Source organism: Rhodococcus sp. PD04 (assembly GCF_035918275.1).
Lineage (GTDB): Bacteria > Actinomycetota > Actinomycetes > Mycobacteriales > Mycobacteriaceae > Rhodococcus > Rhodococcus rhodochrous.
This window is the reverse complement of sequence record NZ_CP142143.1, coordinates 4,237,387-4,263,573: the sequence shown is the minus strand read 5'-3', so window position 1 is coordinate 4,263,573 and position 26,187 is coordinate 4,237,387. Positions and strand designations below refer to the sequence as shown.

Genomic DNA, 26,187 nt, shown 5'->3' with positions numbered 1-26,187 from the left:
CGGGGCACCGGTCTTTCCCGCCCAGCGGGTCGTTTCCGGGGACGGCAGGGGAGCGGCAGAACAGCGCGATCCGACGCGGAAGTGATCTACGTCACGATCGGAACAAAAATCCGCGACCTGCCGTTGGATGAGTCAGACAACTTGAGCGCACTAGGCTCAACCTCATTTGACGACGTGAGTCGATCGGGTGCAGGCTTGAGTCGACCGCGCTCACCCGGGTCGAACAGGTCCGGGGGAGCAGGAACGTTTTCGCGGCGTGTACGCGCCGCGGCAGGAACATTGGAGGAAAATTATGGCTCGTGCGGTCGGCATCGACCTCGGAACCACCAACTCGGTCGTTTCCGTTCTGGAAGGCGGCGAGCCCGTTGTGGTCGCCAACGCCGAGGGGTCCCGTACCACCCCGTCCGTCGTCGCATTCGCGAAGAACGGTGAGGTTCTGGTGGGCCAGCCCGCCAAGAACCAGGCGGTCACCAACGTCGACCGCACCATCCGTTCGGTCAAGCGCCACATCGGCACGGACTGGACCGTGGCCATCGACGACAAGAAGTACACGCCGCAGGAGATCAGCGCCCGCACGCTGATGAAGCTCAAGCGCGACGCCGAGGCCTACCTCGGTGAGGACATCACCGACGCAGTCATCACCGTCCCGGCGTACTTCAACGACGCCCAGCGTCAGGCCACGAAGGAAGCCGGCACCATCGCCGGCCTCAACGTCCTGCGCATCGTCAACGAGCCCACCGCGGCTGCCCTCGCCTACGGCCTCGACAAGGGCGAGAAGGAGCAGACCATCCTGGTCTTCGACCTCGGTGGCGGCACCTTCGACGTCTCCCTCCTCGAGATCGGCGACGGCGTCGTCGAGGTCCGCGCGACCTCCGGCGACAACCACCTCGGTGGCGACGACTGGGACGAGCGCATCGTCAACTGGCTCGTCGACAAGTTCAAGGCACAGCACGGCGTCGACCTGACCAAGGACAAGATGGCTATGCAGCGTCTGCGTGAGGCTGCCGAGAAGGCCAAGATCGAGCTGTCGTCCTCGCAGTCGACCTCGATCAACCTGCCCTACATCACCGTCGACGCGGACAAGAACCCGCTGTTCCTCGACGAGCAGCTCACCCGCTCGGAGTTCCAGAAGATCACCGGCGACCTCCTCGAGCGCACCCGCGCTCCGTTCCAGCAGGTCGTCAAGGACGCAGGCATCTCCGTCGGCGACATCGACCACGTCGTGCTGGTCGGCGGCTCGACCCGTATGCCCGCCGTCACCGACCTGGTGCGCGAGCTCACCGGTGGTCGCGAGCCCAACAAGGGCGTGAACCCCGACGAGGTCGTCGCCGTGGGTGCAGCTCTGCAGGCCGGCGTCCTCAAGGGCGAGGTCAAGGACGTGCTGCTGCTCGACGTCACCCCGCTGTCGCTCGGTATCGAGACCAAGGGCGGCGTGATGACCAAGCTCATCGAGCGCAACACCACGATCCCCACCAAGCGGTCCGAGACCTTCACCACGGCCGACGACAACCAGCCGTCCGTGCAGATCCAGGTCTACCAGGGCGAGCGTGAGATCGCGGCGCACAACAAGCTGCTCGGTTCGTTCGAGCTCGGCGGCATCGCGCCGGCTCCGCGCGGTGTCCCGCAGATCGAGGTGACCTTCGACATCGACGCCAACGGCATCGTCCACGTCACCGCCCGCGACAAGGGCACCGGCAAGGAGAACACGATCAAGATCCAGGAAGGCTCCGGCCTCTCCCAGGAGGAGATCGATCGGATGGTCAAGGACGCCGAGGCCCACGCCGAGGAGGACCGCAAGCGTCGCGAGGAGGCCGAGGTCCGCAACCAGGCCGAGTCGCTCGTGCACCAGACCGAGAAGTTCATCAAGGAGAACGAGGACAAGGTCCCGGCCGACGTCAAGGAGAAGGTCGAGGCTGCCGTCAAGGAAGCCAACGACGCTCTCGCCGGCTCCGACATCAACGCGGTCAAGGCCGCCGTCGAGAAGCTCGCGACCGAGTCGCAGGCCCTCGGCCAGGCCATCTACGAGGCGCAGGGCGCCGAGGGTGCCGCTGCCGGTGACGGCGCGGCCGCAGGTGCCGACGACGTCGTCGACGCCGAGGTCGTCGACGAGCCGAACGATTCGGAGAAGAAGTGAGTGCCGACAAGCCCGAGCAGGAACCGGTGACCGTCACCGACAAGCGACGGATCGACCCCGAGACCTTCGAGGTGCGCGACCCCGCCGAGGAGCCGCGCGCCGAGGAGGGCGAGGTGATCGAGTCGGTTCCTGCGGAGGGTGACACCGAGAAGGCCGAGCAGACCGAAGGACAGTCGCAGGAGGCGAAGGAACTCGCCGAGCGCACTGCCGACCTGCAGCGCGTGAGCGCGGAGTACGCGAACTACCGTCGCCGCGCCGAGGCGCAGCGCACGGCGATCGCGGAGGAGGCCAAGGCCTCCGTCGCGGCGAAGTTCCTCGACGTCCTCGACGACCTCGACCGGGCCCGCGCCCACGGCGACCTGGAGACGGGTCCGCTGAAGGCGCTGTCCGGCAAGCTGACCGCCGTGTTCGACAGTGTCGGACTCGTCGCGTTCGGCGAGGAAGGCGACGCCTTCGATCCCGAGCTGCACGAGGCCGTCCAGATGGAAGGCGACGGTCACCACCCGGTGCTCGGGGCGGTGCTCCGCAAGGGTTACCGCTTCGGCGACCGCATCCTGCGGCACGCGATGGTGACGGTCACCGACGGCGATCCGGCGGACACGCCGGGCGACGCGCCGTCGGCAGAGCCGGGCACAGAGTAAGAACAAGAAAACGCGAGAGGAGGAGACGCCCGGTGAGCCAGCGGGAGTGGATCGAGAAGGACTTCTACAAGGACCTGGGCGTCTCCCCCGACGCAACGCAGGACGAGATCAAGAAGGCCTACCGGAAACTGGCGCGGGACCTGCATCCCGACGCCAACCCCGGTGACGCCAAGGCCGAAGAACGTTTCAAGGCCGTCAGCGAGGCCAACGCCGTCCTGTCGGATCCCGCCAAGCGCAAGGAATACGACGAGACCCGCCGCATGTTCGCCTCCGGCGGCATGCAGGGCGGCTTCCGTCCCGGCGCCGGCGGATTCTCCGGTGGCACCGGAGCGACCTTCGACATCGGCGACCTGTTCGGCGGTGGCGCCGGCGACGGTGGACTCGGCGACCTCTTCGGCGGCCTGTTCAACCGCGCCGGCGGAGCGGCACCGGGCGCCCGTTCGCGTCCGCGCCGCGGCTCCGATGTCGAGACCGAGACGACACTCGACTTCCGCGACGCCGTCAAGGGCGTCACGGTTCCCCTGCGGATGACCAGCCCGGCGCCGTGCACCACCTGCCACGGCAGCGGTGCCCAGCCGGGAACGAGCCCGCGGGTCTGCCCGTACTGCAACGGAAGCGGTGTGGTCTCCCGTAACCAGGGCGCGTTCGGTTTCTCGGAACCGTGCGACGACTGCCGGGGCACCGGATCGATCATCGACAACCCCTGCAACGACTGCCGCGGTACCGGTGTGCAGAACCGCACGCGCACCATCACCGTGCGGGTCCCCGCAGGCATCAAGGACGGTTCGCGCATCCGCCTCGCCGGTCAGGGCGAGGCCGGTCTGCGCGGCGCTCCGTCCGGCGACCTGTTCGTGACGGTGCACGTCCGTCCCGACCGCGTGTTCGGGCGTGAGGGCGACGATCTGACCCTCGTGCTGCCCGTCAGTTACGGCGAGCTCGTCCTCGGCGGCACCGTCTCGGTGCCGACCCTCGACGGTCGCGTCGGGCTGAAGATCCCGCCGGGAACGGCCGACGGCCGGGTCCTGCGGGTCCGCGGACGCGGTGTCCCCAAGCGCGGGGGCGGCGCCGGTGACCTTCTCGTCACGGTGAAGGTCGCGATCCCGCAGAATCTCGACGAGAAGGCGACGGAAGCGCTGCACAACTATCTTCGTGCAGAAGAGGCAAGCGGTTTCGATCCTCGAGAGGGATGGGCAGGTGCGTGATGAGCGAGACGAGAATGCCACGGGATCTGTCACCGGACCCCGATGCGCGCGTCTACGTCATCTCGGTGGCAGCAGAACTCGCCGGGATGCATGCGCAGACGCTGCGTAACTACGACCGGCTCGGCCTCGTCACCCCGCACCGCACCAGCGGCGGCGGCCGCCGGTACTCGCCGCGCGACGTCGAACTGCTGCGCGAAGTACAGCGCCTCTCCCAGGACGAAGGTGTCAACCTCGCCGGGATCAAGCGGATCATAGAGCTGACCAACCAGGTCGAGGCGCTGCAGCAGCGCGTCGCCGAACTCAACGCCGAGGTCGCCCAGTTGCGTTCGACGCGCGGCGATCTGGTGCCGATTCCGCGCAGCAACGCCCTCGTCGTATGGAAGCCGCGCAACAGGCGCGACTGACCGACCGCACCGACCTGCCGGGTGAAAATCTCCCGCCCAGCGAGACGATCGCCCTGCGCGGGCCCGACGTCTGCCTAGTGTGGCGTGTTCCACACGAACGGTCGACGGAAGGCAACAGTCATGGCGGAGTGGGCGGAAGAATGTGACGTCCTCGTGGTGGGGTCGGGAGCCGGAGGGTGCTGCGGTGCGTACACCGCTGCGCGCGAAGGGCTGTCGGTGATCCTCGTCGAGGCGTCCGAGTACTTCGGCGGCACCACGGCGTACTCCGGGGGCGGCGGCGTCTGGTTCCCCACCAACGCGGTCCTGCAGCGCGCCGGTGACGATGACACCATCGAGGATGCGCTGACCTACTACCACGCGGTCGTCGGCGACCGCACCCCGCACGAGCTGCAGGAGGCCTACGTTCGCGGCGGCGCCCCGCTGATCGACTACCTCGAGTCCGACGACGACCTCGAATTCATGGTGTACCCGTGGCCCGACTACTTCGGCAAGGCGCCCAAGGCCCGTGCCCAGGGACGGCACATCGTCCCGTCGCCGCTGCCCATCGCCGGCGATCCCGAGCTCAACGAGTCGATCCGCGGCCCGCTCGGCCGTGAACGCATCGGCGAACCCCTGCCCGACATGCTCATCGGCGGTCGTGCGCTCGTCGGACGATTCCTCATCGCCCTGCGCAAGTACCCGAACGTGGACCTGTACCGGAACACCCCGCTCGAGGAACTGATCGTCGAGGACGGCGTGGTCGTGGGCGCGGTCGTCGGGAACGACGGTGAGCGACGTGCGATCCGCGCGCGCAAGGGCGTCGTCCTGGCCGCCGGCGGTTTCGATCAGAACGACGAGATGCGCGGCAAGTACGGGGTACCGGGTGCCGCGCGGGACTCGATGGGACCGTGGTCGAACCTCGGCAAGGCCCACGAGGCGGGCATCGCCGTCGGCGCCGACGTGGATCTGATGGATCAGGCCTGGTGGTCACCGGGACTGACCCATCCGGACGGACGCTCGGCGTTCGCGCTGTGCTTCACGGGCGGCATCTTCGTCGACCAGGACGGTGCGCGGTTCACCAACGAGTACGCACCCTACGACCGTCTGGGCCGCGACGTCATCGCCCGCATGGAGCGCGGCGAGATGACGTTGCCGTTCTGGATGATCTACGACGACCGGAACGGTGAGGCCCCGCCGGTCGGGGCGACGAACGTGCCGCTCGTCGAGACCGAGAAGTACGTCGACGCGGGACTGTGGAAGACCGCCGACACCCTCGAGGAGCTCGCCGGGCAGATCGGTGTGCCCGCCGAATCCCTGAAGGCGACCGTCGCGCGGTGGAACGAGCTGGCCGCGAAGGGAGTCGACGAAGACTTCGGTCGCGGGGACGAACCCTACGATCTCGCCTTCACCGGCGGTGGGTCCGCGCTGGTCCCGATCGAGCAGGGCCCCTTCCACGCGGCGCAGTTCGGCATCTCCGATCTCGGCACCAAGGGCGGTCTGCGGACCGACACCGTCGGGCGCGTGCTCGACAGCGAGGGTGCTCCGATCCCCGGTCTGTACGCGGCGGGCAACACGATGGCAGCACCGAGCGGCACCGTCTACCCCGGCGGCGGCAACCCGATCGGCGCGAGCGCGCTGTTCGCGCACCTGTCCGTGATGGACGCGGCCACCCGCTGACACACAAACGAACCGGGCCCGGGAGGATACGCAGGTATCCCTTCGGGCCCGGTTCGTCGTCTCAGGGCCTGGTGACGACGAAGTCCGCTGTCATGAACGGATATCCGTCCTCCACGATCGCAGCGACCGCGAAGCCGTGTCGGTTGGCACCCTCGATGTGGGTGCCGTCGCCGTTCGCGACGCCGGTGCCGTAATTGTTGGCCATGAGCGCCACGGTCGCGTCGCCGGGCATCGTGTAGTCGATCTGGATGCCGAACCCGCGCCGGTCGGCGCTGCTCGCCGAGACCGTCTCGGTGGAACGGGCCGGGACCACCGCGGCCGGCTCGTCCACCCATCTGCCGTAGGGGTTCTCGGTCGACGTGAGCACCATCGGTGCGTCGGTGTCGTTGCGGATCGTCACCGAGATGGTGGGCCCGTCGGTGGGAAGGGAATCGGCTGTCGCGGCGGCCGGTGCAGTGATCGCCGCTGCGGCGGTCAGCACTGCCGCTGCAACAGCGCGGGTGCGGTACTTCATCGTGCTCCTGGCGGTTGACGACTCGTGGTTCTCAGCCGTGCCTGGCCGGCCGCTGAAGTGTACCCGTCGGTAGCTCGATCCGTCGGTCTTCGGCGATCAGGCCGGGACGAGGTCGCTGACCTGCGCAACAAGCTCCAGCGAACGCAGCCACGCGTCGCGTCCGGGAGCCGACGACACGACGATCAGCTCGTCGGCCTGCGCGCGCTCGGTGAACCGGTCGAGGTAGTCGCGCACCTCCTGCGGCGTACCCACGGCGGTGTACCGGAGCATCTCGAGCACCTGCATGCCGGCGGGGGAGTCGAGCAGCATGTCGATCTCCTCCTCCGTGAACGTGCGCCCGCGTCCGACCATCTGGACGACCCGGGCCCGCTTGGTCGCCTCGAACAGCGACTGCGCCTCCTCGGTGGTGTCGGCGGCGATCACGCCGACACCTGCGATGACGTGCGGCTCCGGGTGGTCGGGGGAGGGCTGGAACTCGCGGCGGTAGAGCCGCACCGCGTCCTCGAGGGCCTGCGGCGCGAAGTGCGACGCGAAGGCGTACGGAAGACCGAGCAGGGCAGCGAGTTTCGCGCCGAACAGCGACGAGCCCAGGATGTACAGCGGCACGTCGGTGCCCTTACCGGGGATCGCGTCGACTCCCGGGATCCGCGACTCGCCCTTCAGGTAGGCCTGCAGTTCGAGAACGTCCTGCGGGAAGCTGTCGGCCGACGTCGGATCGCGGCGCAGCGCCCGCATGGTCTTCTGGTCGCTGCCGGGGGCGCGGCCGAGACCGAGGTCGATGCGGCCGGGATGCAGCGTGGCGAGGGTGCCGAACTGTTCGGCGATGGTCAGCGGCGAGTGGTTCGGCAGCATGATGCCGCCCGCGCCGAGACGGATCGACGAGGTGTGCGCGGCGACGTGCGCGATGAGCACGCTCGTCGCCGACGAGGCGATCGTCGGCATGTTGTGGTGTTCGGCGTACCAGATGCGCCGGTAACCCCACTGCTCGGCGAGCCGGGCCATCTTCACGCTGGCGTCGAAGCTCTCACGGGCGGTCTCGCCCTTGCCGATGTGTGCGAGGTCGAGGATGGAGAGGGGAACGGTCACCGGTAATCCTTCGCGTCGGGGCCCGGTATCGGCCGCCGGGCACACCTTCGGAGCAACCTCGGCCGGTGACCGTCTATTCCCTCACCCGTCGTTCCACATCGCCGACGTTCGGTGTCACCGACGCTCGAAACCGCCGTAGGTGCCCTGGAAGAACAGGAGCGGGCCGCGGGAGTGCAGCGACGTCAGTCCGGTCACTCGTGCCAGCACGATCGCGTGGTCGCCGGCCTCGTACTCGGTCTCCACGGTCGCCTCGACCCGTGCGAGGGCTCCCTCGAGCGCCGGAGCGCCGTTGTCACCCGGCTCCCAGCGCACCCCGCGGAACTTGTTGCCGCCGCTCACCGCGAACGCACCGCACAGGGTGCGCTGGCTCTCGGACAGGACGTTGACGGCCAGGGTGCCGACCTCCCGGATCTTCGGCCAGGTCGTCGACGTGCGGGCGGGACAGAACGAGATGAGCGGCGGGTCCAGCGAGACCGACACGAACGACTGGCATGCGAATCCCAGCGGTTCGTCGCCGTCGAGCGCGGTGATCACCGTGACACCCGTGCAGAAGTTGCCCATCACGTCGCGGATCCGTCGGGGATCCAGTACCGCGTGTTCCGCTGTCATCGAAGCTCCAATCGATCGGCGTTCGTTCCAGTGTCCGTCACCGTGGCGGGGCCTGGCGAACCGTGCCCCGCCCACCGGTCAGCGGACACGCATGTCGCTCGGTGCCCAGACCGCCCGCATGCTGGTGATTCGTCCCTCGTCGTCGAACGTCATGATGTCGATGGGCTCGATCTCGTAGGTCTGCTCGCCCGCCTTCGTGACCACGCGGAAGTGGAAGGCCGCGGTCGACCCGCCGATCCGGAGCGTGAGCAGTTCGGTGGTGTTCTCGGTGGCCTCGACACCCTTGTAGAACTCGGCGATCGCGGCCCGGCCCACGCGCGGTTCGCTGCCGACCGGATCCTCGAGGGTGGCGTCCTCGGCGTAGAGGGCGGCGATGTCGGCGGCCACTCCCGCGGCCACGGCGTCGAGATAGGCGTGCACGGTGGCGCGGATGCGCTGCGTGCGGGCGTCTGCGTCGGACACTGTCATATCTGTTCCTCGGATCTGATGATGGTCAAGGGGCGACTTCGTCGACGTTATTCGCGTCGTGGTGGATATGGGGTCGCGCTCCCGCGCAGCGGGAGATCCGCGACGTACCCGATTCGCTGCCGCTCCTACTCATCCGCAGAACGATTCGCGCACAGGGGGATCGACGGGTCCGACATGCGTCGACCCGCAACCCGGACGGTCGGCAGGACTGTCCGTCAGGCGTACTGATGCTCTCGGACGCCGGGTGCTGTGCGTAGCGTCCGGCGGGTCTGCAGGGTCGGAACGATGTGGTTGCGGTCGAGTTTGCGCCAGATGGCGGTGGCCGTCATGCGGACGGGCGCGGTCAGCCGATGTTCGAAACGCAGATGGGGGAGGGGGCCGCACAGTGATACCGCTGCGACCGCGGAACCGACGGGACCGACAGGAACAGCGATACACCCGAATCCTGCCAGCGACTCCTCGTTTTCGAAGGCGACCCCCTGCTCGCGTATGTGATCGTAGGCGGCACCGGGGGTGCCTTCGTACGCCAGAAGTGCTTTGCCGAGGGCGGTGCTGCGCGCCGGTCGGCGTCCTCCGACCCGGGTGGGCACGGCCGTGGCGAGACGTCCGCCGATCTTCTCGAGGTAGACGAGATCGTCGCCGTCGAGGACGGCCAGGTGGACGACGAAGCCGGTGACGCGATGGAGTTCCTGCAGGTGCGGTAGGGCGGTGGCGTGCAGTCTGTCCTGGTGGACGGCGAGTGAACCGAGTTCCATCAGGCGGAGCCCGAGGGTGTAGGTGCGGCCTTCCCGATGCAGCCATCGCATCGAGACCAGGCGATCGAGGATGCGATGGGCGGACGACCGAGGGAGGCCGGTCCGACGCACGATCTGGGCGAGGGTGAGCCGGCCGGCCCCGTCGAACGTATCGAGCACGAGGCCGACACGATCGAGCACTGCGCTGGGTGCCGTACGGTCGACTTCCGCCTCAATCGTCATGACTACTCCTGCAACCGCAGCGCTCCGAGCGCGAGGACGTGGGTATTTCGAATCGGAATGGTGCCACACGTTCCCAAGGTTGTGAAGTGGATCACGAAAGCGCGGGCCTCATTCTCCGGCATTCCCGAACGCCTCCCCGTACAACTCTGTGAGAGCCTCGAGCTGCTCGCAGTAGTGGTCGACCGACTCGGCGGTCACTCCGGCGCCGATGATCGTCGCTCCCGCCGATACGGCGCGATCGAGCCTCCTTCTCGTCCTGTCCGGGTCGCCGATCGGATCCAGGCCCGCAGCCGGCAACACGACCTCGAATCCGGACTGCAGCTGTCTCCTGCCCAACATCGCCTGCACGTCGTCGAACGACAGACCGAAAGGAACCCAGCCGTCTGCCAGCTCGCACGCCCGTCGCAAGGAGCGTGGTGTACGCCCGCCGATCCACAACGGCACCCGCGGTTGTACTGCGTTGGGCTCCACGACCATGTCGGAGAACTCGAAATACATTCCGCGATAGGACGGTACGCGCTCCGAGAGCGCGGCACGCAGCGCAGCCAGGGAATCGTCCGCCCGTGCGCCGCGGTCGGTGAACGGCACGTCGAGCAGATCGAACTCTTCTTGCAGCGTGCCGACGCCGAGTCCCAGGATCAGGCGACCCCCGCTGACCGCGTCGAGGGTGCCGTAACGCTTGGCGATCTCCAGCGGGTGGTGATAGCCGAGAACCAGAACCTGTGTGGCGAGCCGGATCCGTTCGGTCCGTCCCGCCAGATACCCGAGTGTCGCCAACGGATCCCAGTACGTCCCGCCACGAACTTCGGCCACAGGCACCGGCACGGCGACATGTTCACTGCAGGTGAGGTGATGGAATCGCAGGCGGTCTGCGGTGACCGCGATCCGTGTCAGCTCGTCGATCCCGGCGGTTGCTTCCCATTCGTTGTACGCACCCGGAAGGCGCGTGACGATCGGACTGGTGATTCCGATCCGCACCTTCGGATCTCGGCTCGGCACAGGGGTCATGACAGGACACTCCTTCGCAACGTCGTCTCGTGGCAGTCTGCGCGCGGCGGACGCAGGAAGCACGAACCGTCCCGGTCTCCGGACTCAACCGATACGACGAGCGGCGTGTTCGCCCGCGATGCGGCCGAACACGAACGCATCGGCAATGTGGAAACCACCGTCCTTGGCCCAACTGAATGTCGAGCTCACCGTGCCCGCGGCATAGAGTCCCTCGATGACCGTGCCGTCCGTGGCGAGGGCACGAGCGTGTTCGTCACGACGAGGCCCGCCGTTGGTCCACGCCAGCATCGGTCCGCTGCGGTAGGCATAGAAGGGGGGTTCGAGGAGTGGCACCAGCGTGGCGGCGGAACGCCCGAAGCGCTCGTCCACCCCCGCAGCGCATGCAGCGTTGTACTCCGAGACGCTTTCTGCGAGAGCATCTGCGGGCACTCCTGTCACCGCGGCAAGTTCTTCCAGCGTGTCGCCGCGTCGTATCCAGCCCGCTTCGATCTCCGTCATGTTGTCGGAGCTCCACCGATAACCGTTCATCAACACGTTCCACCCGACCGGGAGGATGTCGGCCGAACCGCTGATCGGACCGGCCGACCTCGTCTTCTCGTCGAACACGACCCACATGGGGCGATGCGGATGCAGAACGTACCGTCCGTCGATCAACGCCTGCCCGTGCCCCGACGGGACGAACTCGTCCACGAATCGACGGCCCGTGTCGTCGACCCAGATCACCCCACGCGCATGGACGAACATCGCGAAGTAGCCGTGGCGGGAAGCCGGGTCGGTGATGCCGTTGACCGCCATCATGTTGTCCATGTGCCACAGATCCGCCCCGACCTCCTGCGCCATACGGAGGCCGTCGCCGGTTGCGGCCGTGCTTCCCCACACCGGCACGTCCTCGAGTCCGAGGTGAGTGCGTACCAGTTCGGGGTCGCCTTCGAAGCCGCCGGTGGCGAGCACGACACCGCGCCCGGCGTCGATCCGTTCACCGCCGGCGGTGACGACGCCGGTCACCGAACCTGTGAGCGCGTCGGTCGTCAGGCGCGCAACGGGCGTCTCGTACCGCACGTCGATGCCGCGATCGTGCAACGCCTTCTCCAGGACCGCGAAGAGCCGACCTTGACCGAGTGTCCCCTCGACACAACGTAATCCTCCGTAGCAGTCGCTCCCGGGCAGCTCGGGATACTCCGCGCCGGCCGCGTTGAAGTGACCGTGCGGCCCCACCTCGACACCGAGCGATTCCACCCATGCGGACACCTCTCGGGTTCCGTGGGACCACGCTCGGACGACGGGCTCGGGTAGGGGCCGATCGTCGCCGCACAGCGCGCGCAGATACACAGCAGCGCGTTCGGGATCGTCGTGATGGAACCAGCCACCACCCGACACCCGCGTGTTTCCGCCGGCCTCGCCGGGACCGGTCTTCTCCAGCACGACCACTCGGGCACCCGCGTCGTGGGCGGCCAGAGCGGCAGCGCAGCCGGCGGCACCCATCCCGACCACCACCACGTCCACGTGTTCGATCTCGTCGCGTTCCACCTGGGATCCGGGTTCTCGGGACATCGCTGCCTCCTCGGCATCTGCGAGCGAGCCGGGTTGCGCGCTCGCGGACAAACTACGAGGAGTTCCGTGGCTCCTGGACGGTCATGGTCTGCTCACCGGGAGGAATTCCGGGATCAGGTGATCGGAGCGAACCGTGCGGCGACCAGGGCACCGACCTCCGCCATCGCAGCCCTGGCCCGTGCCAGTGCGTGGGTCTGCATGAAGAATCCGTGCCCGACCCCCGGATAGCGGATGACGGCCGTCGGCACCCCCGCCTCCTGCAGGCGTCGTCCGTAGTCCTCCACACCGTCCCGGAGGGGATCGGCATAACCGCAGATCACCACCGCAGGAGGGAGCCCACTCAGATCGGTCGCCAGCACCGGGGTTCCGTACTCGTCGTCCTCTGCCGGATCATCGCCCAGATACAGCGATTTCATCCAGTCGATGTCCTCGGCCCTGAGGAAGGGACTGTCGCCGAAGCGCCGCATCGACGGCCGATCGCATCGGCGCTCGAGGCCGGGATACACCAGCACCTGCTGAGCGATGCGGGGCCCGCCTTCGTTGCGGGCCCGGAGAGCTGTGGCCGCGGCCAACCCGCCGCCGGCACTGTCTCCACCCACCCCGATACGGTCCGGATCCAGACCCAGATCGTGAGCGTTGTCGTGTGCCCATCGAAGCGCTGCCCAGGCTTCGTCGTGGGCCACGGGATAGCGATGTTCGGGGGCGAGTCGGTAGTCGACGTTGATCACCACGGCCCGCGTCGATTCGGCGACCTCGCGCGCGAGCCGGTCGAACGAATCGAGAGTGCCCATGATCATGCCGCCGCCGTGGAACCAGACCAGGGCGGGGTGCATGTCGATCCGGTGTCGAACGAGGGCGGTAGATGCGCACGGGAACGGTGCCGTGGGGTCCGGGGAGTTCCCTGGACTGCACGGAGCGCATGTCGGGGCCGGCGGGCCGGACGATCGATTCGAGTGAGCGGCGGGCCGCTTCGACCCCGGTGTCCCGCAAGGAACCGACGCCTCGCGCGCGGATCGCCTCGACCAGCCTCCTCACGTCGGGATCGTAGACGTCGTCGGGTGCGGACGTAGCACCGTGCGCGGTGGTCATGATGTCGCTTCCTCCGGGTCTCCGGTCACCGTCGATCGGTGACCGTCGGGTGTGGGCTGCTCCTCATCCTCGTGGCCGGGTCGGCCCGAGCGAAGGCTTCGTCCCACTGAAGTGACGTATTTCGGTCGACCGCTGGCCGGGAGAACGGGTTCCGGACCCGTCGCCCCCGGTCTTAGCGTGGCCGAACGCACCACATCGAGGAGACCACATGTCATTGCATCCTGAAGTCGAGTCCATGCTGAAGGCCCTGGACGCGGGCTTTCCGGATGTCACCACGGTTCCGCCCCCGGAACTCCGTGACCTGATCCGCAGTCGTCGTGCACCTCTTCAGCACCTGCCCGCCATGAGGGACGTCCACGACATCACCATCGACGGGCCCGGTGGAGACCTCGCGCTCCGTGTCTATCGGCCCGAGAGTTCCGAGGACGCGATCCCGGTGGTGGTCTTCGCCCACGGCGGTGGCTTCGTGTTCTGCGATCTCGACAGTCACGACGAGTTCTGCCGTTCGATGGCGGAGGGGGTCGGCGTCGTCGTCGTGTCCGTCGACTACCGACTCGCACCGGAACATCGTGCACCGGCAGCGCACGAGGACATGTTCGCAGCACTCGAATGGGCGGCCGGCACCATCACGACATACGGGGGAGATCCCACGCGTATCGTGCTCGCAGGTGACAGTGCCGGGGGGAACCTCGCCGCGACCGTGGCCCTCGCAGCGCGCGACGGCGGGGGACCTGCAGTGTTCGGCCAGGCGCTGTTCTATCCGGTCATCGACGACGACTTCGACACGGAGTCGTACCGGAAGTACGGGTCGGGGTACTACAACACCACCAAGGCGATGAAGTGGTACTGGGAGCAGTACGCGCCGGAAGGTACCGACGATCCTCGACTGGTCCCGACTCGGGCCGATTCGCTCGCCGGACTTCCTGCGGCCGTCGTGATCACTGCCGAACTCGATCCACCGTGCTCGGCCGGTGACGACTATGCGCAACGACTTGCGGACGCCGGTGTGGAAGTACGGCATCGACGATTCGACGGTCTCTTCCACGGATTCCTGACGTTCCCGTCGCTGTCGTTGACGGAGCCTGCACGGCAGGAGATCTGGAAGATGATGCGTTCACTGTTCGAGTGACGGCACTCCGCTGAAGACGAAGTCCTCGGACCATCACCGATGGCCCGAGGACTTCGTCGTTCTCACTCGATGGCGATGTCCTCCACAGCGCAGAAGGTGTGGCACACCCGCTCGCGCACGATGACTTCCGGGCACTCCGGATCGAACCAGCGGTCGACGATGCTCCAGTGGACCGGATGGTTCAGGTACTGGCCCATGAGAGCCTCGTGATCGGTGAACTCCTGCTCCCACACGTGCGTCCATTCGGTACGGCCCACCGAATCCGCTACCCGGCTCAGGCGCCAGGCGACGATCGAGGGGATGTATCCCGGCATCTTCAACAGGCCACCTTCGAACTCCTCGACGGCTTCGGCCGGGGCCTCGGGGTCGACCCGCACCAGAAGCGCCCGGTAGACCGTGTGCGGCTCGTCCGGACGTCTGTGCGCCGAGGAAGCCGGATAACCGACTCCGTCCACATACGTCGCGGGAGGTGTACGGAGGATGACGTCGAAATCGCTGATGTGGCGAGCGGCGATCTCTGCGGACGGAAAACGAAGATGCACAAGGACATTGCCACCGTTGATCACGCCGGGCAGGGTGGGAGCGACGAAGTGTCCGACCGTGTCGAGTTCCTTGGCGGCGATCCGAACGGTGTCGACGTATTCGGCGCAGTCCGCAATGCTTGCGGACTCGTCGAAGTGCACGACTCTGACCACGTTAAACATCGGCAAGTCCTTCGATGTCGGCGGCCTGGGCGGCCATCGTCCGCGAACGCTCGGTGACGTACTGATCCATATCCGACCACCACCGTCCGAGTTCGGGGTCTCGTCGTCCCTGCCGGGTCATGTTCCACCACGAGTTCACGCCGTCGACCGACCACATGATGGTGACCACGTTGGTTTCGTCGTCGGACCAGACCGGAGGAGTGACGAGGATCCGGTCGAGCGTCATCCCTCGTCCACGTCCCCCCGGTACGTATTCGGCGATGTATCTGTCGACGAACGTTCGTGCACATCCCGGCTTCGTGACCACACGGTCGACCACGAAGATCTTCTCGTCTGCCATATCGAGAACCTACGGTCGTCGGAGCGTTCCAGGGCGACCGTATCCCGCTTCGCGGGAGGGTTTTCCCGGAGGAACGAACAGGCCCACACCGGTTCGCTTTCAGACTGCGGCGCCGGACATGTCGGCGTCGTCCCGGCCGTCGCTCACAGGCGAGTCGACGGCAGGCGCCTGTTGCGGCCGGCCGATGAACAAACAGATCGCCGCCACAATCAGCGAGCACAACACGAACCAGCCGACTGCCAGGTCGAGCGACGCCGATGTCGGCATGGTCGTATCCGGCACGGTCCACAGCGAGAGCATGACCGACACGATCGCAACGCTGATGGCGGAGAACGCCTGTCGGGCTGTGGCCAGCACTCCGGTCGTGACGCTGGTGACGTCCTCCGGCACGGATTCGATGACGATCTTCGGGTAGCCGGTGTAGGCGAACGCTGTTGGGACTGCTGCACGGATAGGTGACATCTGAACTGTGGTGCCGTGAGGCACTGCTGGAAGGATGGACCCCGTGCCCAAGCCCTATCCGAAAGAGTTCCGCGACGACGTCGTCCGCGTGGCCCGCAACCGCGAACCAGGTCAGCACCTGCGGCAGATCGCCGCCGACTTCGGCATCAGCGAATCCTGCCTGACCAACTGGCTCAGGAATGCCGACGTCGAGGACGGCACCAAGCCAGGGACGACGAACGAGGAGTCCAGAGAGAACCGCGAGCTGAGAAAGCGGATCCGGTTGCTTGAGCAGGAGAACGAAGTGCTGCGGCGGGCCGCGGCGTATCTATCACAGGCGAATCTTCCGGGAAAATGATGTTCCCCCGCACGCGGGAGGTGCCCCCACCGCTCGTCCGCGAGCTGGCCGCCGGCGGGATTCCCGTCGCGGCGGGTGTGCCGGGTTCTGGGGATCGCGCGCCAGCCGTACTACCGGTGGCTCGCCGACCCGGTCACCGACGCCGAACTCGAGGAGGCGTACCGGGCGAACGCCCTGTTCGACGCCCACCGCGAGGACCCGGAGTTCGGCTACCGGTTCCTCGCCGACGAAGCCCGCGATGCGGGCGAGTCGATGTCGGACCGCACGGCGTGGCGGATCTGTTCGACCAACAGGTGGTGGAGTGTGTTCGGCAAGAAACGTGGCTCGAAGAAGGGCCGCTCCGGGCCGCCGGTGCACGATGATCTCGTCGGCCGCGTCTTCACCGCGGATGCTCCAAACACTTTGTGGCTCACCGATATCACCGAACACAGAACCGAGGAAGGCAAGCTCTACCTGTGTGCGGTCAAGGACGTGTACTCGAACCGGATCGTCGGCTACTCGATCAGCGATCGGATGAAATCCCGTCTGGCTGTCACGGCCCTCGAATCGGCAGTGGCACGGCGGGACTCGGTTGCCGGATGTGTGGTTCATTCCGACCGTGGATCGCAATTTCGCAGCCGGAAATTTGTCCGCGCCCTCGCCCGCCACGACCTGGTCGGATCGATGGGTCGGGTGGGTGCGGCCGGCGACAATGCCGCGATGGAATCGTTCTTTGCGCTGCTCCAGAAGAACGTCCTCGACCGGCAGAGATGGGCCACACGCGAGCAGTTGCGCATCGCGATCGTGACTTGGATCGAGCGGACCTATCACCGCCGGCGACGTCAGCTCCGGCTCGGCAGATTGACGCCTGTCGAGTTCGAGACCATCATGACCACACCAGCCACACAGGCTGCGTGACCGAATCTGTCACCGGATCGTGCAGCAGTCCCCCCGGATCCACCCAGCTCACAGCGGTCCACGCTCGTGCCTTGTACGTTGAAGCCGTGAACTGGCCTCTGGCGGCGGCGCTGCACCGGACACTGTCCCTGCAGCGCGACGGTTTCTGTCCGCTTTCGGTTGGAACTCCCCACATTTCCGCCCGCCCGTTGCCAGCATCGAGGTGATTTGCTGAGCGAGTCGGGGCGAGTCCTCGGGGAGGGCGTTCCCCAGATCGGTCGGTTCTGCGTAAATCCGGCGGTATCCGACCCGCCGGACCGCGCGCAGCACTGCTCAGCGCGGCAACGCTACGCGAGATCCCGCCGAAGCGGCGACACCACTGCTACCACCGAGGCAGCCGCCGCGTAGCCGAGGAGCACGAGCACGCCCACGAGCGGCGAGAGCAATGCGGGCACTCCCAGCGAAGATTCCTGGGCGACGGTATCGGCGAGGAACGTGAAGTCCATCAGTGAAGCAGTCGCGCCTCCAGGAAGGAACGGATAGAAGGCACCGAGTCCCGGGACGATCATGAGCGCAGGCTCAACAAGATAGAAATACCCGAGCGCGACTCCCACGGCCACGAGCTGGTTGCGTGCCAGCGCACCGATACCCATGCCGAGCATCGTGTAGATTGCGGCGGCCACAGCCAGGCGGGCAAGGAGTGTCACCAGGTCGCCGGCGGAGGCGCCGAGGGTGATTCCGCGCATGGTGGCGACGGACCACAAGGCGATTGCCGACGACAACGACATCAGCAGTCCGTAAGCGAGTCCAAATACGCTGTAGACAGCCAGCTTTGCGCCGAGCACCCTGCCGCGACGAGGCACCGCAAGGAACGTCGAGCCGATGGTCTGGTGGCGGTACTCGCTCGTGATGGCTACCGTGCCGAACAGTGCGGGTACGAACAGCAGCAGCCCAGCGAGGCCGATAGCGATTCCCACACCTTCCGAGGTGTCGAGAGCGGGCATCGGAGGCGATGCGTTCTCCGGGCCCACTAAACCGAGCAGCCCTGTGAGTCCGGCGCCGCTCGCGACGGCCGCAATCAGTGCCCACATGGGGAGACGGGTGGAGAACAGTCGCGTGAGTTCACCGCGGACGGCACGCTTCATATCGCACTCTCCCGGGCGATGAGTCTGAGGTATGCCTCTTCCAATGTGTCGCCTCGCGTCGTGAGTTCGAGCAGGGTGCCCGTCCAGACGATCTGTCCGTGGTCGATGAGCACCACGTCGTCGATACTGTTCTGCAGTTCACCGAGGGCGTGGCTGGAGATCAGGACGGTACCGCCGGAGACAGCGAAATCCCGAAGGAAGTTACGTAGCCACACAATTCCCGCCGGGTCGAGGCCGTTGGACGGTTCGTCGAGAACGAGCACGTCCGGGTCGCCCAGCAGCGCGGTAGCGAGGGAGAGGCGCTGTCGCATGCCCGTGGAGTAACCGCCTACGCGTCGGTCGGAGAACCGGTCCAGTTCGACCGTTCCGATTACCTCGTCGACTCGATCCGACGGGTGACCGCCGAGGGCGCAGAAGGTACGGAGGTGATTGCGGGCGGTGGTAGCAGGATGCGCCGACGCGATGTCCAGTACAGCGCCCACGGTTCGCGTGGGGGACGGAAGGTCGCCGTAGGCGATGCCGGCGAACAGCGCAGTACCGCGGTCCGGACGGGTCAGTCCGAGCAGCATCCTTAAAGTCGTGGATTTGCCGGCGCCGTTCGGTCCGAGAAAACCCGTCACCCGACCCGGTTGGGCCGTGAAGGTGACGTCGCCGACTGCCTCTACTCGACCGAATCGTTTTGTGAGGCTGTCGACTTGGATGGAGACGCCCTTCATCGCACACCGGCCAGTCGGAGGGCTTCGGCGATCTCGTATGCGTCCGGGCTGCTGAGAAGCAATTCGTCGAACTTCTCATCGGCCTTGCGCCCACGAAGTCCGACACGCAATATCGGGTGGCCACGCTTCATCGAGACCAGTCGAGTGGTGCCGCGGGGGTGCAAGAAGGTGCCGACTTTCAGGTAGCCGGAGACTGTCAGGCCGGATCTGATGCCGAGAGTTTCCGAGGTCCATCTCGGCAACACCTCGACGCTCGAGATCGAGTTCAGCGGTACAGCCATGGCGGAATAGCGGACCACCGGGGCTTCCCATCGAGAAAAGGTCAGATGCAGGGCTGCTTCGTCGTAGATCGGTTGCGCCATAGCGTCAAGTCTCCTGTCGACGGTAAGCTCGTATCGATGTTGAGAACATTATCAGAGTGATAATAACGGCGAAAGGTCGCGATGGCGAGCAAATCGACAATTGCCGACGTCGTACTGCATCCTGTTCGGTTGCGGATTGTGCAGCAGCTCGGAGGTCGCCAGCTGACGACCGGCGAACTCCGGGCGGCACTGCCGAGCGTCACCCAGGCCACGCTCTACCGGCACGTGGCGGCACTGATCGACGCGGAGATCGTCACCGTCGTCGACGAGCGCCGCGTGCGCGGGACCATTGAACGAACACTCGCGCTCGGGGAACGCATGGCACACGTCGGGCACGACGATCTCAATGCGATGAGCGACGCAGAACTCCGAAACGCCTTCCTGACCTTCCTGAGCGCACTCGGCGAGAGTTTCGACACGTTCATCGAGAATGAGGATCGAAACCTGCGGAATTACTTGGGTTTCGGCACCACACCGCTCTACGTCACCACCGACGACCTCGCGCAGATCCAGACACGGCTCGCCGAGCTACTCGCGCCGTACCAAACCGACTCCGGCGGGGACCGCACTCGCATCGCCTTGACCACCGCGGTAATTCCCAGTCCCCCAACGATCACCGTCGAGGACGATTGAATCTGCCCGCAACGGTTCGTCAGGGTGCGTCCGGATACTCATCAGGTGTTTCATCTTGTTTTGCAGGTCGTTTCGATATTTTGGTGCTGGTCGGTGTGCCCATTGGCTGTGTGCGCCTCCTATCGCAGATTCCCACGACATCTGTACGGGGACAGGTGAGATGTCCGCTTCGTCACCAACGCCGACAGCGTGTTCCGATCACGAAGCGGTATGTCGAGATGCTCTCCGAGCTGCAGCAGCATCGCCCGTGTGGGCACCGAGCTCGCCCGTCTCCGCAAGCAGATGTTCGAGCAGGACAACGACATCGCGTTCTTGAAAGAGCGCCTCGGCATACTTGGACGCCAATCAACAGAAAGCAGAGCGGGCGCGAGTGACGTGCCACCCGATGCGATCGCTGAGGCAGCAGGTGTGGGCCGTCTCGCGGCACCGTCGCCGGCCGCGCCGAACTCGTGCGCCGGACCCGGGTGAAAATCGCGATCGCGCGGGCTGCCTGAAGAGCGACGAATCTGGCGCAATGCAGAGGCACACCGATGATGTTCTGGTACGCCAACAGCATGGACGGGTGGGGCTACGCGCTCATGATCTTCGCGATGATCGCGTTCTGGGTGTTAATCGTCCTGGCGGTGATTGCCGTCATTCGACTACTCGCCCGGACACCACAGCCACCCCATCCTCACGCCGATACTCCTGAGCAGCTCCTCCCACAGTGGTTGGCCCGCGGCGAGATCGACGACGACGAATAACACACACCTCGAGTGGCTGCCTGGTAGTAACCGTCCCTGCGAGGTGTGCATTCACTCTGGGTACTTCGCTCTCGTCTCAGCGAGGGTCCGTCATTGCGGAGACGGCGCCATCTCCGGACCGTAGGCGCACCGGGATCCCGGCGGGATCCTGCGGCACCTCGATGGTGCTTGTGCCCGTCGCCGAGACGGCGTCCACCGCGTAACCGCCCGGGCCCGTGACCAGCGTGACGTCACCGTAGCGGGAGTTCAGATCGACGGCGGCACGGGTGTCGGTCACCGTCAGATCGCCGAACTTCGAATTCCCTTGGACAACAGTCCCGTACGGTACGGCGATCTCGTATCGGGCGACGCAGGTGGGGCTGCCGACGGCAAATCTATCGGGGCAACTCGCGCTGATAATCAGACCGGACCCGTCGGTGTCGATGCGTTCATCGGGCTTGTCGCCGTCGGTGAACTCGAAGGAACGTCGGATCTCGATGTCGTCGCGGTCGGAGCCGATCACCTGGGCGCTCAGGGCCGCGGTGGTGACACCGAACTGTTTGGCACCCGCATCATCGAAATCGAGTGTGACGGACGTGGCGCCGCTGTAGCTGTCATTCCGCTGTTCGTGACTCGTGGAATCGGCAGTGCAGCCGGTGAGTGCTACAGACAAGAGTGCCAGTGCCGCAACGCCGACGGAGACGCGGAACTTCCGGGGTGCGGTTTCAACGACGGGCATGGCGAATCTCCTGAACGAGTACTGTGGCGGCGATCAGCACGGCGCTGACGCCGAAGGACAACAGTGGGGACGGGCCGCCGAGTGACCCATCGGTGCGGAGCACGCCCATGACGTCGACCGCTGCGACCCCGTTGAGCACGGCGTACCAGATCAACAGGTAGACGGCCTGGAACACGCGTGCAGTCCGGCCGATCGACCCGATCAGAAGCGCAAGGGCAGGAATCACCGTCGCACCCGCAACCCACGCGGCGACTCCGGTCGCGTCCGCTGCAAGCAGCATCTTCACCAGCGGGCCGACACCCGCGATGACCGCAATAAGCACGCCTGCACCCCACTCGGCGATGAGTCTGATGCGAGACGAGACACCGCACTGCACAAGGGGAGCGACGCCTTGTTCGTAGGTGAGTGTCCCGAGACGTGACCACAGCAGCACCGGCAACAACCATGCGAAGAGCAGTGCGGTGCCGACGCGATCAGCGGGAACGGCGAGGGCTGTGATCGTCACGATCGCGAGTGTGAGCCACCACCACCGCGACACGCTTCCGAGATGAATGCGCACCTCGCCGAGCAGCAACCCCGGGAACGACTGTCCACGCTCGGCCGGCGACAGCGTTCGCGGGCTCTGCGAGAACGCCGGCGCAACGGGAGCTTCGGTTGCAGGTGCGGCAGACACATGCGAGGGAGTGCGTTGCCACCGTGCGGGATCGAACCGGCCGAACCAGAGGGAGGGAAGGATGGCGACGATCGTCGAGGCGGCAATCAACCCCGCACTCGCGGCGACGAGAGTCGTGTCGATGTCCATCCCGGACCACGTGAACTGCCCGAGTGCGCCCGGTTCCGCGGTGAACCCGATTGAGATCTCGTCATCCATGCCGGGGTGCTGCGTCGCCAGGTCTGCCTGGAACCCTGCGGTAATTGATCCGTAGACCAGCGGAATCCCGGCGAGGAACATCGACGGATACACGAAGAACCACAGTATGTTTCCCGCACCACCTCGCAAGAGCGGGACCGTTTCGAAGACGACGGCGGCTGCTGCGGCCACGGTCAGGACAGGAAGACAGAACAGCACGATCGGAAGCCAGAGCGCCGTCATGTCGAGGCTAGTGGATTCCCCGCGGAGAAGCTGCATCACGGGTGCGATCAGAGCGAGTGCGGCAGCCATCGCCGCGAGCACCGCCAGGTTGCTCAGATACTTGCCTAGCAGATACATCGACGTGCGCAACGGGGAGGCGGAAAGCGTTTCGCCTACGCTGGTCAAAATGTCGCGCGCGATGCTGCTGCGGACGACGTAGAACCCGAACAGCGGCAACCACAAACTGCCGATCATGGCGAGCAACATGCCGATGTACGCGCTGTCGTACAGTCCCCGGAACGATCCGACCTTGACCATCGCGTACGTTGCAGAGACAGGCGGGACGGCCACATAGCCGAGTGCGACAGCGCCGAGCACCGTCACCAGGAACGCGGGACGCCGCGAACGATCCCGGAAGTCTGCCATCGCGACGGCAGCGACAGCGCCTGTCATCGGATCACCCCGGCGGGCGCCATCGGGCTGTGGACCGCGTTGACGTACGCGTCTTCGAGATCGGGTTCGACAGGACGAGCCCCCGGCATCGGAGGTGTATGGGCGACCGCACGGACACGCACGCCCTGTGCTGTTCGGACCGTGCGGGTTATCGTCGCTCGTTGCCGGATCTCGGTCACGGCATCGACGGGAACCATCGCTTCCCACACCAGACCGTCCGCGGAACGGAGAAGCTCCTCGGGGGTGCCGCGCCTACGTAGTTCGCCGGCGGTGAGGATCGCGATGTCGTCGGCGATCGATTCGATGTCTGACACGATGTGAGTGGACAGGATGACGATCCGGTCGTTCGCCAGATCCCCGAGCAGGTTGCGGAACCGCATGCGTTCCTCGGGGTCCAGCCCGACCGTCGGTTCGTCGACGATGAGAAGCTCGGGGTCACCCAGGAGTGCCTGCGCGATACCGACACGCTGGCGCATTCCGCCGGAAAACGTACCCACCGGCCGCGATCCCGTCTCCGTCAGGTTGACGAGTTCGAGCAGCTCGTCGACCCGCTCCTTGGCCGACCGCGAAGTCAGACCTTTCACTGCGGCGAGATACCGGAGGAACTCTCCGGCACTGAGATTCGGGTAGACGCCGAAATCCTGCGGGAGGTAACCGAGGACGCGTCGGAGCGGCTCCGGCCGAGCGACGATGTCGGTCCCGTTCCACATGACCGTACCTGTGGTCGGGCGGGTGATTGTGGAGAGAATGCGCATCAGCGACGACTTACCGGCTCCGTTGGGGCCGAGGAGGCCGAGAACCCCGGGCCCGACCCGCAGGCTGACGTCGGTGACAGCCTGTTTACCCCGATAGGTTTTGGTGACGTGGTTCAGCTCCAGTTGCATGACTTCAGCTGACCATTCGACCGGTGGTGCGGTCACTGGGTCCACGCCGCGGATCGAAGGTGGTGCCAGCACCACCTTTCGGCTGCACTCCACCTCATCCCGAAGCAGCGGCCGCGTCGGTAGGCTCACTCGGTGTCCTCCAATGAACCGACCACGGTGCTCACCGCGATCACACGGCGGCGCTTTCTGCTGACCGAGTGGCCGTGGCGGTCGCTGGGTCACGTGCTGACCACCGTCCCGGTGGTGTGCATGGTCGCGTTGCCGTTCGCGGCGTTCTGCGTCCCGTGGCTCGTCCTGATCGTGTGGGCGGGCGACGGCATGTATCCGCAGCCGCTCGGCCGGGTGCTGTTCCTCGGTGTTCTCGGCGCGGCGCTGGTGTTCGGGCTCGGCCCGCTGGTGGCGATACCGCTGGCGACCCTGGAACGGATGCGGCTGCGTCTGGTGAGCAGGGATCGGGCGCTCTCGGCGCACCGCGCTCCTCCCTCCGCGGGCCTGTGGCCCTGGGTGCGCACCCGCTACACCGAGTCCGCGACATGGAGGGGGCTCGGCTATGCGTTCCTGCTGCTCACGCTGGTGCCCGCGTTGTTGTTCCTGGCTGCGGTGATCACCGGGCTCATCGTGGTGATGGTGATCAGCCCCCTGGTGGTGGGTGACGGTGACGAAGCGGTGGCGCTCGGCTTCAGCCAGATCACGGCGGTCGACCAGGCCGTCCCCTACGCGATCGCAGGTGTGCTTCTGCTGCCCGCGATCCCGTATGTGAGTGCTCTGATCGCGGGACTGCACGGTGCGCTCGCCCGGTCGTTATTGTGCGGCGACGACCCGGACGCGCTTCGTGCACGACTTGTGGAGGTGTCCCGGTCCCGGGCCCGGTTGGTCGATGCCTTCGAGGCGGAACGTCGCAGGATCGAGCGCGACCTGCACGACGGCGCACAGTCGCTGCTCGTCAACCTCACCTTGCAGTTGGGCATGGCCAAACTCGACCTCCCACCAGATTCCGCAGCCGCGAAAAGCGTGTCGCAGGCGCATGACCAGGCCAAGGAATTGATGGCGGAACTGCGGCAACTCATTCGGGGAATCCACCCGAGGGTCCTCACCGACCGTGGCCTGCCCGACGCGTTGCGTGCGCTGGCCGAAGACTTCATGGCCCCGGTCGGCGTCACCGCGGACATCCCATCCCGCCCCGCCCGGGATGTCGAGGTCGCAGCGTACTTCGTCGTGGTCGAGGCGCTCAACAACGTCGCCAAGCATGCGGATGCGACGGCCGTCGCAGTGGCTGTCCGACGCGCCGGGAATCTGCTGGTCGTTGAGATCGTGGACGACGGCTGCGGTGGTGCGGATCCGGAACGAGGGAGCGGTCTGACGGGCCTGGCCGACCGGGTCGCGGCGGTCGACGGCAGAATGCTGCTGTCCAGCCCGCCTGGCGGGCCCACCGTTGTCCGTGTGGAGTTGCCGTGGATCGAGAACTGACTGCCGTGCGAGTGGTCCTCGCCGAGGATGGTGCACTGCTGCGCGAAAGCCTCGCCGCGATGCTCGAACGATTCGGGTTCGAGGTCGTGGCTGCGGTCCCCGATGCCGTGAACTTGGAATCGGCTGTCGCCGAGCACCGTCCGGACCTCGTCGTGACCGATGTGCGGATGCCGCCGGGTTTCACCGACGAGGGGTTGCGCGCAGCAGTGGCACTGCGACGAACCTATCCGGGGCTTGCCGTGGTGGCGTTGAGCCAGTATGTCGAATTGAGTTACGCCGACGAACTCATGGGTGCGGAAGGTGGGCGGGTCGGCTATCTGCTGAAGGATCGCATCGTCGATGTCGAGGAGTTCGTCTCCACTCTGCGTCAAGTGGTTGCCGGTGGCACTGTGATCGATCCGATGGTCATACAGCAGTTGTTCCGTCGCCGGCGGGATCCGTTGGCGCAGTTGTCGCCGCGCGAACGCGAGGTGCTCGCCTCGATCGCAGAGGGACATTCGAATGCGGCGATCGCCGCACAGTTGTTCATCACCGAATCGGCGGTCGGCAAGCATGTCGGCAACATCTTTAACAAACTGGTGCTGCCGCCGACCGACGACACGAATCGTCGGGTGCTGGCCGTCCTCGCGTATCTACGCCGGCACGAGCTCGGCTGAGACACATCCGACGCCCGAATCATCCGATGTGTTGATGCCCGGTCTACCGTCCGGGGCTCGCCTGCGTATGCGCAGACGAGCCGGCGATGACATCTGATGCCTGCAGCCAAGGGGCGCAGCTTGCGGCACAGATCCCCGTAGCACGCTTCGA

At 66.3% G+C, this 26,187-nt stretch carries 29 protein-coding genes and 1 pseudogene; 13 read left to right on the top strand and 17 right to left on the bottom strand.

The window, feature by feature from the left end; genetic code table 11:
- Positions 1-292: 292 nt before the first annotated feature.
- The 5 genes from dnaK to U9J23_RS19560 all read left to right on the top strand — a co-directional run bounded on the left by dnaK (position 293) and on the right by U9J23_RS19560 (position 6,037).
- The gene (gene dnaK / locus U9J23_RS19580) at positions 293-2,134 is read left to right on the top strand and encodes a molecular chaperone DnaK (protein ID WP_059384608.1); all 1,842 of its coding nucleotides are present in this window, start codon (positions 293-295) and stop codon (positions 2,132-2,134) included.
- Entirely contained in the window at positions 2,131-2,775 is a 645-nt protein-coding gene (grpE, locus tag U9J23_RS19575; RefSeq protein WP_059384607.1) for a nucleotide exchange factor GrpE, read from the top strand. Before dnaK ends, grpE begins: the two co-directional genes overlap by 4 nt.
- 32 nt (positions 2,776-2,807) lie before the next feature.
- Entirely contained in the window at positions 2,808-3,977 is a 1,170-nt protein-coding gene (gene dnaJ, locus U9J23_RS19570) for a molecular chaperone DnaJ (RefSeq protein WP_085469135.1), read from the top strand.
- Positions 3,977-4,381, top strand: a complete 405-nt coding sequence (locus U9J23_RS19565; RefSeq protein ID WP_016695959.1) for a heat shock protein transcriptional repressor HspR — start codon at positions 3,977-3,979, stop codon at positions 4,379-4,381. The genes dnaJ and U9J23_RS19565 overlap by 1 nt, the downstream gene beginning before the upstream one ends.
- A gap of 120 nt (positions 4,382-4,501) precedes the next feature.
- Positions 4,502-6,037: an FAD-binding protein gene (locus tag U9J23_RS19560; protein ID WP_326599886.1), complete on the top strand. Its 1,536-nt coding sequence runs from the start codon at positions 4,502-4,504 to the stop codon at positions 6,035-6,037.
- A 61-nt stretch (positions 6,038-6,098) separates the two neighbouring features.
- Here the strand turns inward: U9J23_RS19560 and U9J23_RS19555 are convergent, their stop codons facing one another.
- The 8 genes from U9J23_RS19555 to U9J23_RS19520 form a co-directional block, all read right to left on the bottom strand.
- On the bottom strand, positions 6,099-6,551 hold the full coding sequence (locus tag U9J23_RS19555) for a hypothetical protein (RefSeq protein WP_264722434.1): 453 nt from the start codon (positions 6,549-6,551) through the stop codon (positions 6,099-6,101).
- Between the two features lie 96 nt (positions 6,552-6,647).
- Positions 6,648-7,637: an LLM class flavin-dependent oxidoreductase gene (locus tag U9J23_RS19550; protein ID WP_106201341.1), complete on the bottom strand. Its 990-nt coding sequence runs from the start codon at positions 7,635-7,637 to the stop codon at positions 6,648-6,650.
- Positions 7,638-7,751: 114 nt separating this feature from the next.
- Positions 7,752-8,246: a flavin reductase family protein gene (locus tag U9J23_RS19545; RefSeq protein WP_272268279.1), complete on the bottom strand. Its 495-nt coding sequence runs from the start codon at positions 8,244-8,246 to the stop codon at positions 7,752-7,754.
- 78 nt (positions 8,247-8,324) lie between these two features.
- Positions 8,325-8,714: a nuclear transport factor 2 family protein gene (locus U9J23_RS19540; protein WP_106201342.1), complete on the bottom strand. Its 390-nt coding sequence runs from the start codon at positions 8,712-8,714 to the stop codon at positions 8,325-8,327.
- 215 nt (positions 8,715-8,929) lie between these two features.
- On the bottom strand, positions 8,930-9,691 hold the full coding sequence (locus U9J23_RS19535) for an IclR family transcriptional regulator (RefSeq protein ID WP_272268282.1): 762 nt from the start codon (positions 9,689-9,691) through the stop codon (positions 8,930-8,932).
- Between the two features lie 108 nt (positions 9,692-9,799).
- A complete protein-coding gene (locus tag U9J23_RS19530) occupies positions 9,800-10,669 on the bottom strand; it encodes an LLM class F420-dependent oxidoreductase (protein WP_064059949.1) in 870 nt (289 codons plus the stop codon).
- Positions 10,670-10,783: 114 nt separating this feature from the next.
- Positions 10,784-12,250 (bottom strand): FAD-dependent oxidoreductase, encoded by a 1,467-nt coding sequence (locus U9J23_RS19525; protein WP_059384599.1) that lies wholly within the window; start codon positions 12,248-12,250, stop codon positions 10,784-10,786.
- 113 nt (positions 12,251-12,363) lie between these two features.
- Positions 12,364-13,083: an alpha/beta hydrolase gene (locus U9J23_RS19520; RefSeq protein ID WP_272268284.1), complete on the bottom strand. Its 720-nt coding sequence runs from the start codon at positions 13,081-13,083 to the stop codon at positions 12,364-12,366.
- A 464-nt stretch (positions 13,084-13,547) separates the two neighbouring features.
- Here U9J23_RS19520 and U9J23_RS19515 point away from each other — a divergent pair, with 464 nt between their 5' ends.
- Positions 13,548-14,468 carry an alpha/beta hydrolase gene (locus tag U9J23_RS19515; protein WP_272268285.1) on the top strand — a complete coding sequence of 307 codons (921 nt, stop codon included), beginning with the start codon at positions 13,548-13,550 and terminating at the stop codon, positions 14,466-14,468.
- A 62-nt stretch (positions 14,469-14,530) separates the two neighbouring features.
- On the opposite strand, the gene U9J23_RS19510 is transcribed toward U9J23_RS19515, so the two are convergent.
- The 3 genes from U9J23_RS19510 to U9J23_RS19500 all read right to left on the bottom strand — a co-directional run bounded on the left by U9J23_RS19510 (position 14,531) and on the right by U9J23_RS19500 (position 15,902).
- Positions 14,531-15,172: a Dabb family protein gene (locus U9J23_RS19510; protein ID WP_272268286.1), complete on the bottom strand. Its 642-nt coding sequence runs from the start codon at positions 15,170-15,172 to the stop codon at positions 14,531-14,533.
- Positions 15,165-15,512, bottom strand: a complete 348-nt coding sequence (locus U9J23_RS19505; RefSeq protein WP_059384595.1) for a hypothetical protein — start codon at positions 15,510-15,512, stop codon at positions 15,165-15,167. Before U9J23_RS19505 ends, U9J23_RS19510 begins: the two co-directional genes overlap by 8 nt.
- 99 nt (positions 15,513-15,611) lie before the next feature.
- Complete coding sequence (locus U9J23_RS19500) at positions 15,612-15,902, bottom strand: hypothetical protein (protein ID WP_326599873.1); 291 nt, start codon at positions 15,900-15,902, stop codon at positions 15,612-15,614.
- Between the two features lie 115 nt (positions 15,903-16,017).
- Between U9J23_RS19500 and U9J23_RS27770 the strand changes: the two genes are divergently transcribed.
- Entirely contained in the window at positions 16,018-16,311 is a 294-nt protein-coding gene (locus tag U9J23_RS27770; RefSeq protein ID WP_006552189.1) for a transposase, read from the top strand.
- 72 nt (positions 16,312-16,383) lie between these two features.
- Positions 16,384-17,208 (top strand): annotated as a pseudogene (locus U9J23_RS19495) (IS3 family transposase); the annotation flags it as partial.
- 326 nt (positions 17,209-17,534) lie between these two features.
- Here U9J23_RS19495 and U9J23_RS19490 read toward each other — a convergent pair.
- Genes U9J23_RS19490 through U9J23_RS19480 form a run of 3 tightly spaced genes read right to left on the bottom strand, consistent with a single transcriptional unit; the run spans position 17,535 to position 19,410 of the window.
- Positions 17,535-18,332 (bottom strand): ABC transporter permease, encoded by a 798-nt coding sequence (locus U9J23_RS19490; protein ID WP_059384592.1) that lies wholly within the window; start codon positions 18,330-18,332, stop codon positions 17,535-17,537.
- Positions 18,329-19,048 (bottom strand): ABC transporter ATP-binding protein, encoded by a 720-nt coding sequence (locus tag U9J23_RS19485; RefSeq protein WP_059384591.1) that lies wholly within the window; start codon positions 19,046-19,048, stop codon positions 18,329-18,331. Before U9J23_RS19485 ends, U9J23_RS19490 begins: the two co-directional genes overlap by 4 nt.
- A complete protein-coding gene (locus U9J23_RS19480) occupies positions 19,045-19,410 on the bottom strand; it encodes a hypothetical protein (RefSeq protein ID WP_059384590.1) in 366 nt (121 codons plus the stop codon). The genes U9J23_RS19485 and U9J23_RS19480 overlap by 4 nt, the downstream gene beginning before the upstream one ends.
- 81 nt (positions 19,411-19,491) lie before the next feature.
- On the opposite strand from U9J23_RS19480, the gene U9J23_RS19475 reads away from it, so the two are divergent.
- From U9J23_RS19475 to U9J23_RS19465, 3 genes are all read left to right on the top strand, one after another.
- On the top strand, positions 19,492-20,043 hold the full coding sequence (locus U9J23_RS19475) for a helix-turn-helix domain-containing protein (protein WP_059384589.1): 552 nt from the start codon (positions 19,492-19,494) through the stop codon (positions 20,041-20,043).
- A 249-nt stretch (positions 20,044-20,292) separates the two neighbouring features.
- Entirely contained in the window at positions 20,293-20,511 is a 219-nt protein-coding gene (locus U9J23_RS19470; protein WP_155418975.1) for a hypothetical protein, read from the top strand.
- A 62-nt stretch (positions 20,512-20,573) separates the two neighbouring features.
- A complete protein-coding gene (locus U9J23_RS19465) occupies positions 20,574-20,786 on the top strand; it encodes an SHOCT domain-containing protein (protein ID WP_326599868.1) in 213 nt (70 codons plus the stop codon).
- A gap of 76 nt (positions 20,787-20,862) precedes the next feature.
- On the opposite strand, the gene U9J23_RS19460 is transcribed toward U9J23_RS19465, so the two are convergent.
- Genes U9J23_RS19460 through U9J23_RS19450 form a run of 3 tightly spaced genes read right to left on the bottom strand, consistent with a single transcriptional unit; the run spans position 20,863 to position 23,913 of the window.
- The gene (locus U9J23_RS19460) at positions 20,863-21,504 is read right to left on the bottom strand and encodes a hypothetical protein (RefSeq protein WP_169619036.1); all 642 of its coding nucleotides are present in this window, start codon (positions 21,502-21,504) and stop codon (positions 20,863-20,865) included.
- Positions 21,491-23,029, bottom strand: a complete 1,539-nt coding sequence (locus U9J23_RS19455; RefSeq protein WP_145709434.1) for a hypothetical protein — start codon at positions 23,027-23,029, stop codon at positions 21,491-21,493. Before U9J23_RS19455 ends, U9J23_RS19460 begins: the two co-directional genes overlap by 14 nt.
- Complete coding sequence (locus U9J23_RS19450; RefSeq protein WP_106201351.1) at positions 23,026-23,913, bottom strand: ABC transporter ATP-binding protein; 888 nt, start codon at positions 23,911-23,913, stop codon at positions 23,026-23,028. The genes U9J23_RS19455 and U9J23_RS19450 overlap by 4 nt, the downstream gene beginning before the upstream one ends.
- 132 nt (positions 23,914-24,045) lie before the next feature.
- Between U9J23_RS19450 and U9J23_RS19445 the strand changes: the two genes are divergently transcribed.
- Both U9J23_RS19445 and U9J23_RS19440 read left to right on the top strand, forming a co-directional pair.
- A complete protein-coding gene (locus U9J23_RS19445) occupies positions 24,046-25,380 on the top strand; it encodes a sensor histidine kinase (RefSeq protein ID WP_059384584.1) in 1,335 nt (444 codons plus the stop codon).
- Entirely contained in the window at positions 25,365-26,036 is a 672-nt protein-coding gene (locus tag U9J23_RS19440; protein ID WP_255247737.1) for a response regulator transcription factor, read from the top strand. Before U9J23_RS19445 ends, U9J23_RS19440 begins: the two co-directional genes overlap by 16 nt.
- Positions 26,037-26,187: the final 151 nt, after the last annotated feature.

Coding starts and splice junctions, on each gene's coding strand:
- U9J23_RS19450 (WP_106201351.1), bottom strand. CDS start 23,913: ATGCAACTGGAGCTGAACCACGTCACCAAAACCTATCGGGGTAAACAG.
- U9J23_RS19560 (WP_326599886.1), top strand. CDS start 4,502: ATGGCGGAGTGGGCGGAAGAATGTGACGTCCTCGTGGTGGGGTCGGGA.
- U9J23_RS19490 (WP_059384592.1), bottom strand. CDS start 18,332: ATGAAGCGTGCCGTCCGCGGTGAACTCACGCGACTGTTCTCCACCCGT.
- U9J23_RS19480 (WP_059384590.1), bottom strand. CDS start 19,410: ATGGCGCAACCGATCTACGACGAAGCAGCCCTGCATCTGACCTTTTCT.
- U9J23_RS19565 (WP_016695959.1), top strand. CDS start 3,977: ATGAGCGAGACGAGAATGCCACGGGATCTGTCACCGGACCCCGATGCG.
- U9J23_RS19455 (WP_145709434.1), bottom strand. CDS start 23,029: ATGACAGGCGCTGTCGCTGCCGTCGCGATGGCAGACTTCCGGGATCGT.
- U9J23_RS19510 (WP_272268286.1), bottom strand. CDS start 15,172: ATGTTTAACGTGGTCAGAGTCGTGCACTTCGACGAGTCCGCAAGCATT.
- U9J23_RS19545 (WP_272268279.1), bottom strand. CDS start 8,246: ATGACAGCGGAACACGCGGTACTGGATCCCCGACGGATCCGCGACGTG.
- dnaK (WP_059384608.1), top strand. CDS start 293: ATGGCTCGTGCGGTCGGCATCGACCTCGGAACCACCAACTCGGTCGTT.
- U9J23_RS19520 (WP_272268284.1), bottom strand. CDS start 13,083: ATGCACCCCGCCCTGGTCTGGTTCCACGGCGGCGGCATGATCATGGGC.
- U9J23_RS19485 (WP_059384591.1), bottom strand. CDS start 19,048: ATGAAGGGCGTCTCCATCCAAGTCGACAGCCTCACAAAACGATTCGGT.
- U9J23_RS19505 (WP_059384595.1), bottom strand. CDS start 15,512: ATGGCAGACGAGAAGATCTTCGTGGTCGACCGTGTGGTCACGAAGCCG.
- U9J23_RS19475 (WP_059384589.1), top strand. CDS start 19,492: ATGGCGAGCAAATCGACAATTGCCGACGTCGTACTGCATCCTGTTCGG.
- U9J23_RS19465 (WP_326599868.1), top strand. CDS start 20,574: ATGATGTTCTGGTACGCCAACAGCATGGACGGGTGGGGCTACGCGCTC.
- U9J23_RS19540 (WP_106201342.1), bottom strand. CDS start 8,714: ATGACAGTGTCCGACGCAGACGCCCGCACGCAGCGCATCCGCGCCACC.
- U9J23_RS19460 (WP_169619036.1), bottom strand. CDS start 21,504: ATGCCCGTCGTTGAAACCGCACCCCGGAAGTTCCGCGTCTCCGTCGGC.
- U9J23_RS19555 (WP_264722434.1), bottom strand. CDS start 6,551: ATGAAGTACCGCACCCGCGCTGTTGCAGCGGCAGTGCTGACCGCCGCA.
- U9J23_RS19525 (WP_059384599.1), bottom strand. CDS start 12,250: ATGTCCCGAGAACCCGGATCCCAGGTGGAACGCGACGAGATCGAACAC.
- U9J23_RS19515 (WP_272268285.1), top strand. CDS start 13,548: ATGTCATTGCATCCTGAAGTCGAGTCCATGCTGAAGGCCCTGGACGCG.
- U9J23_RS19535 (WP_272268282.1), bottom strand. CDS start 9,691: ATGACGATTGAGGCGGAAGTCGACCGTACGGCACCCAGCGCAGTGCTC.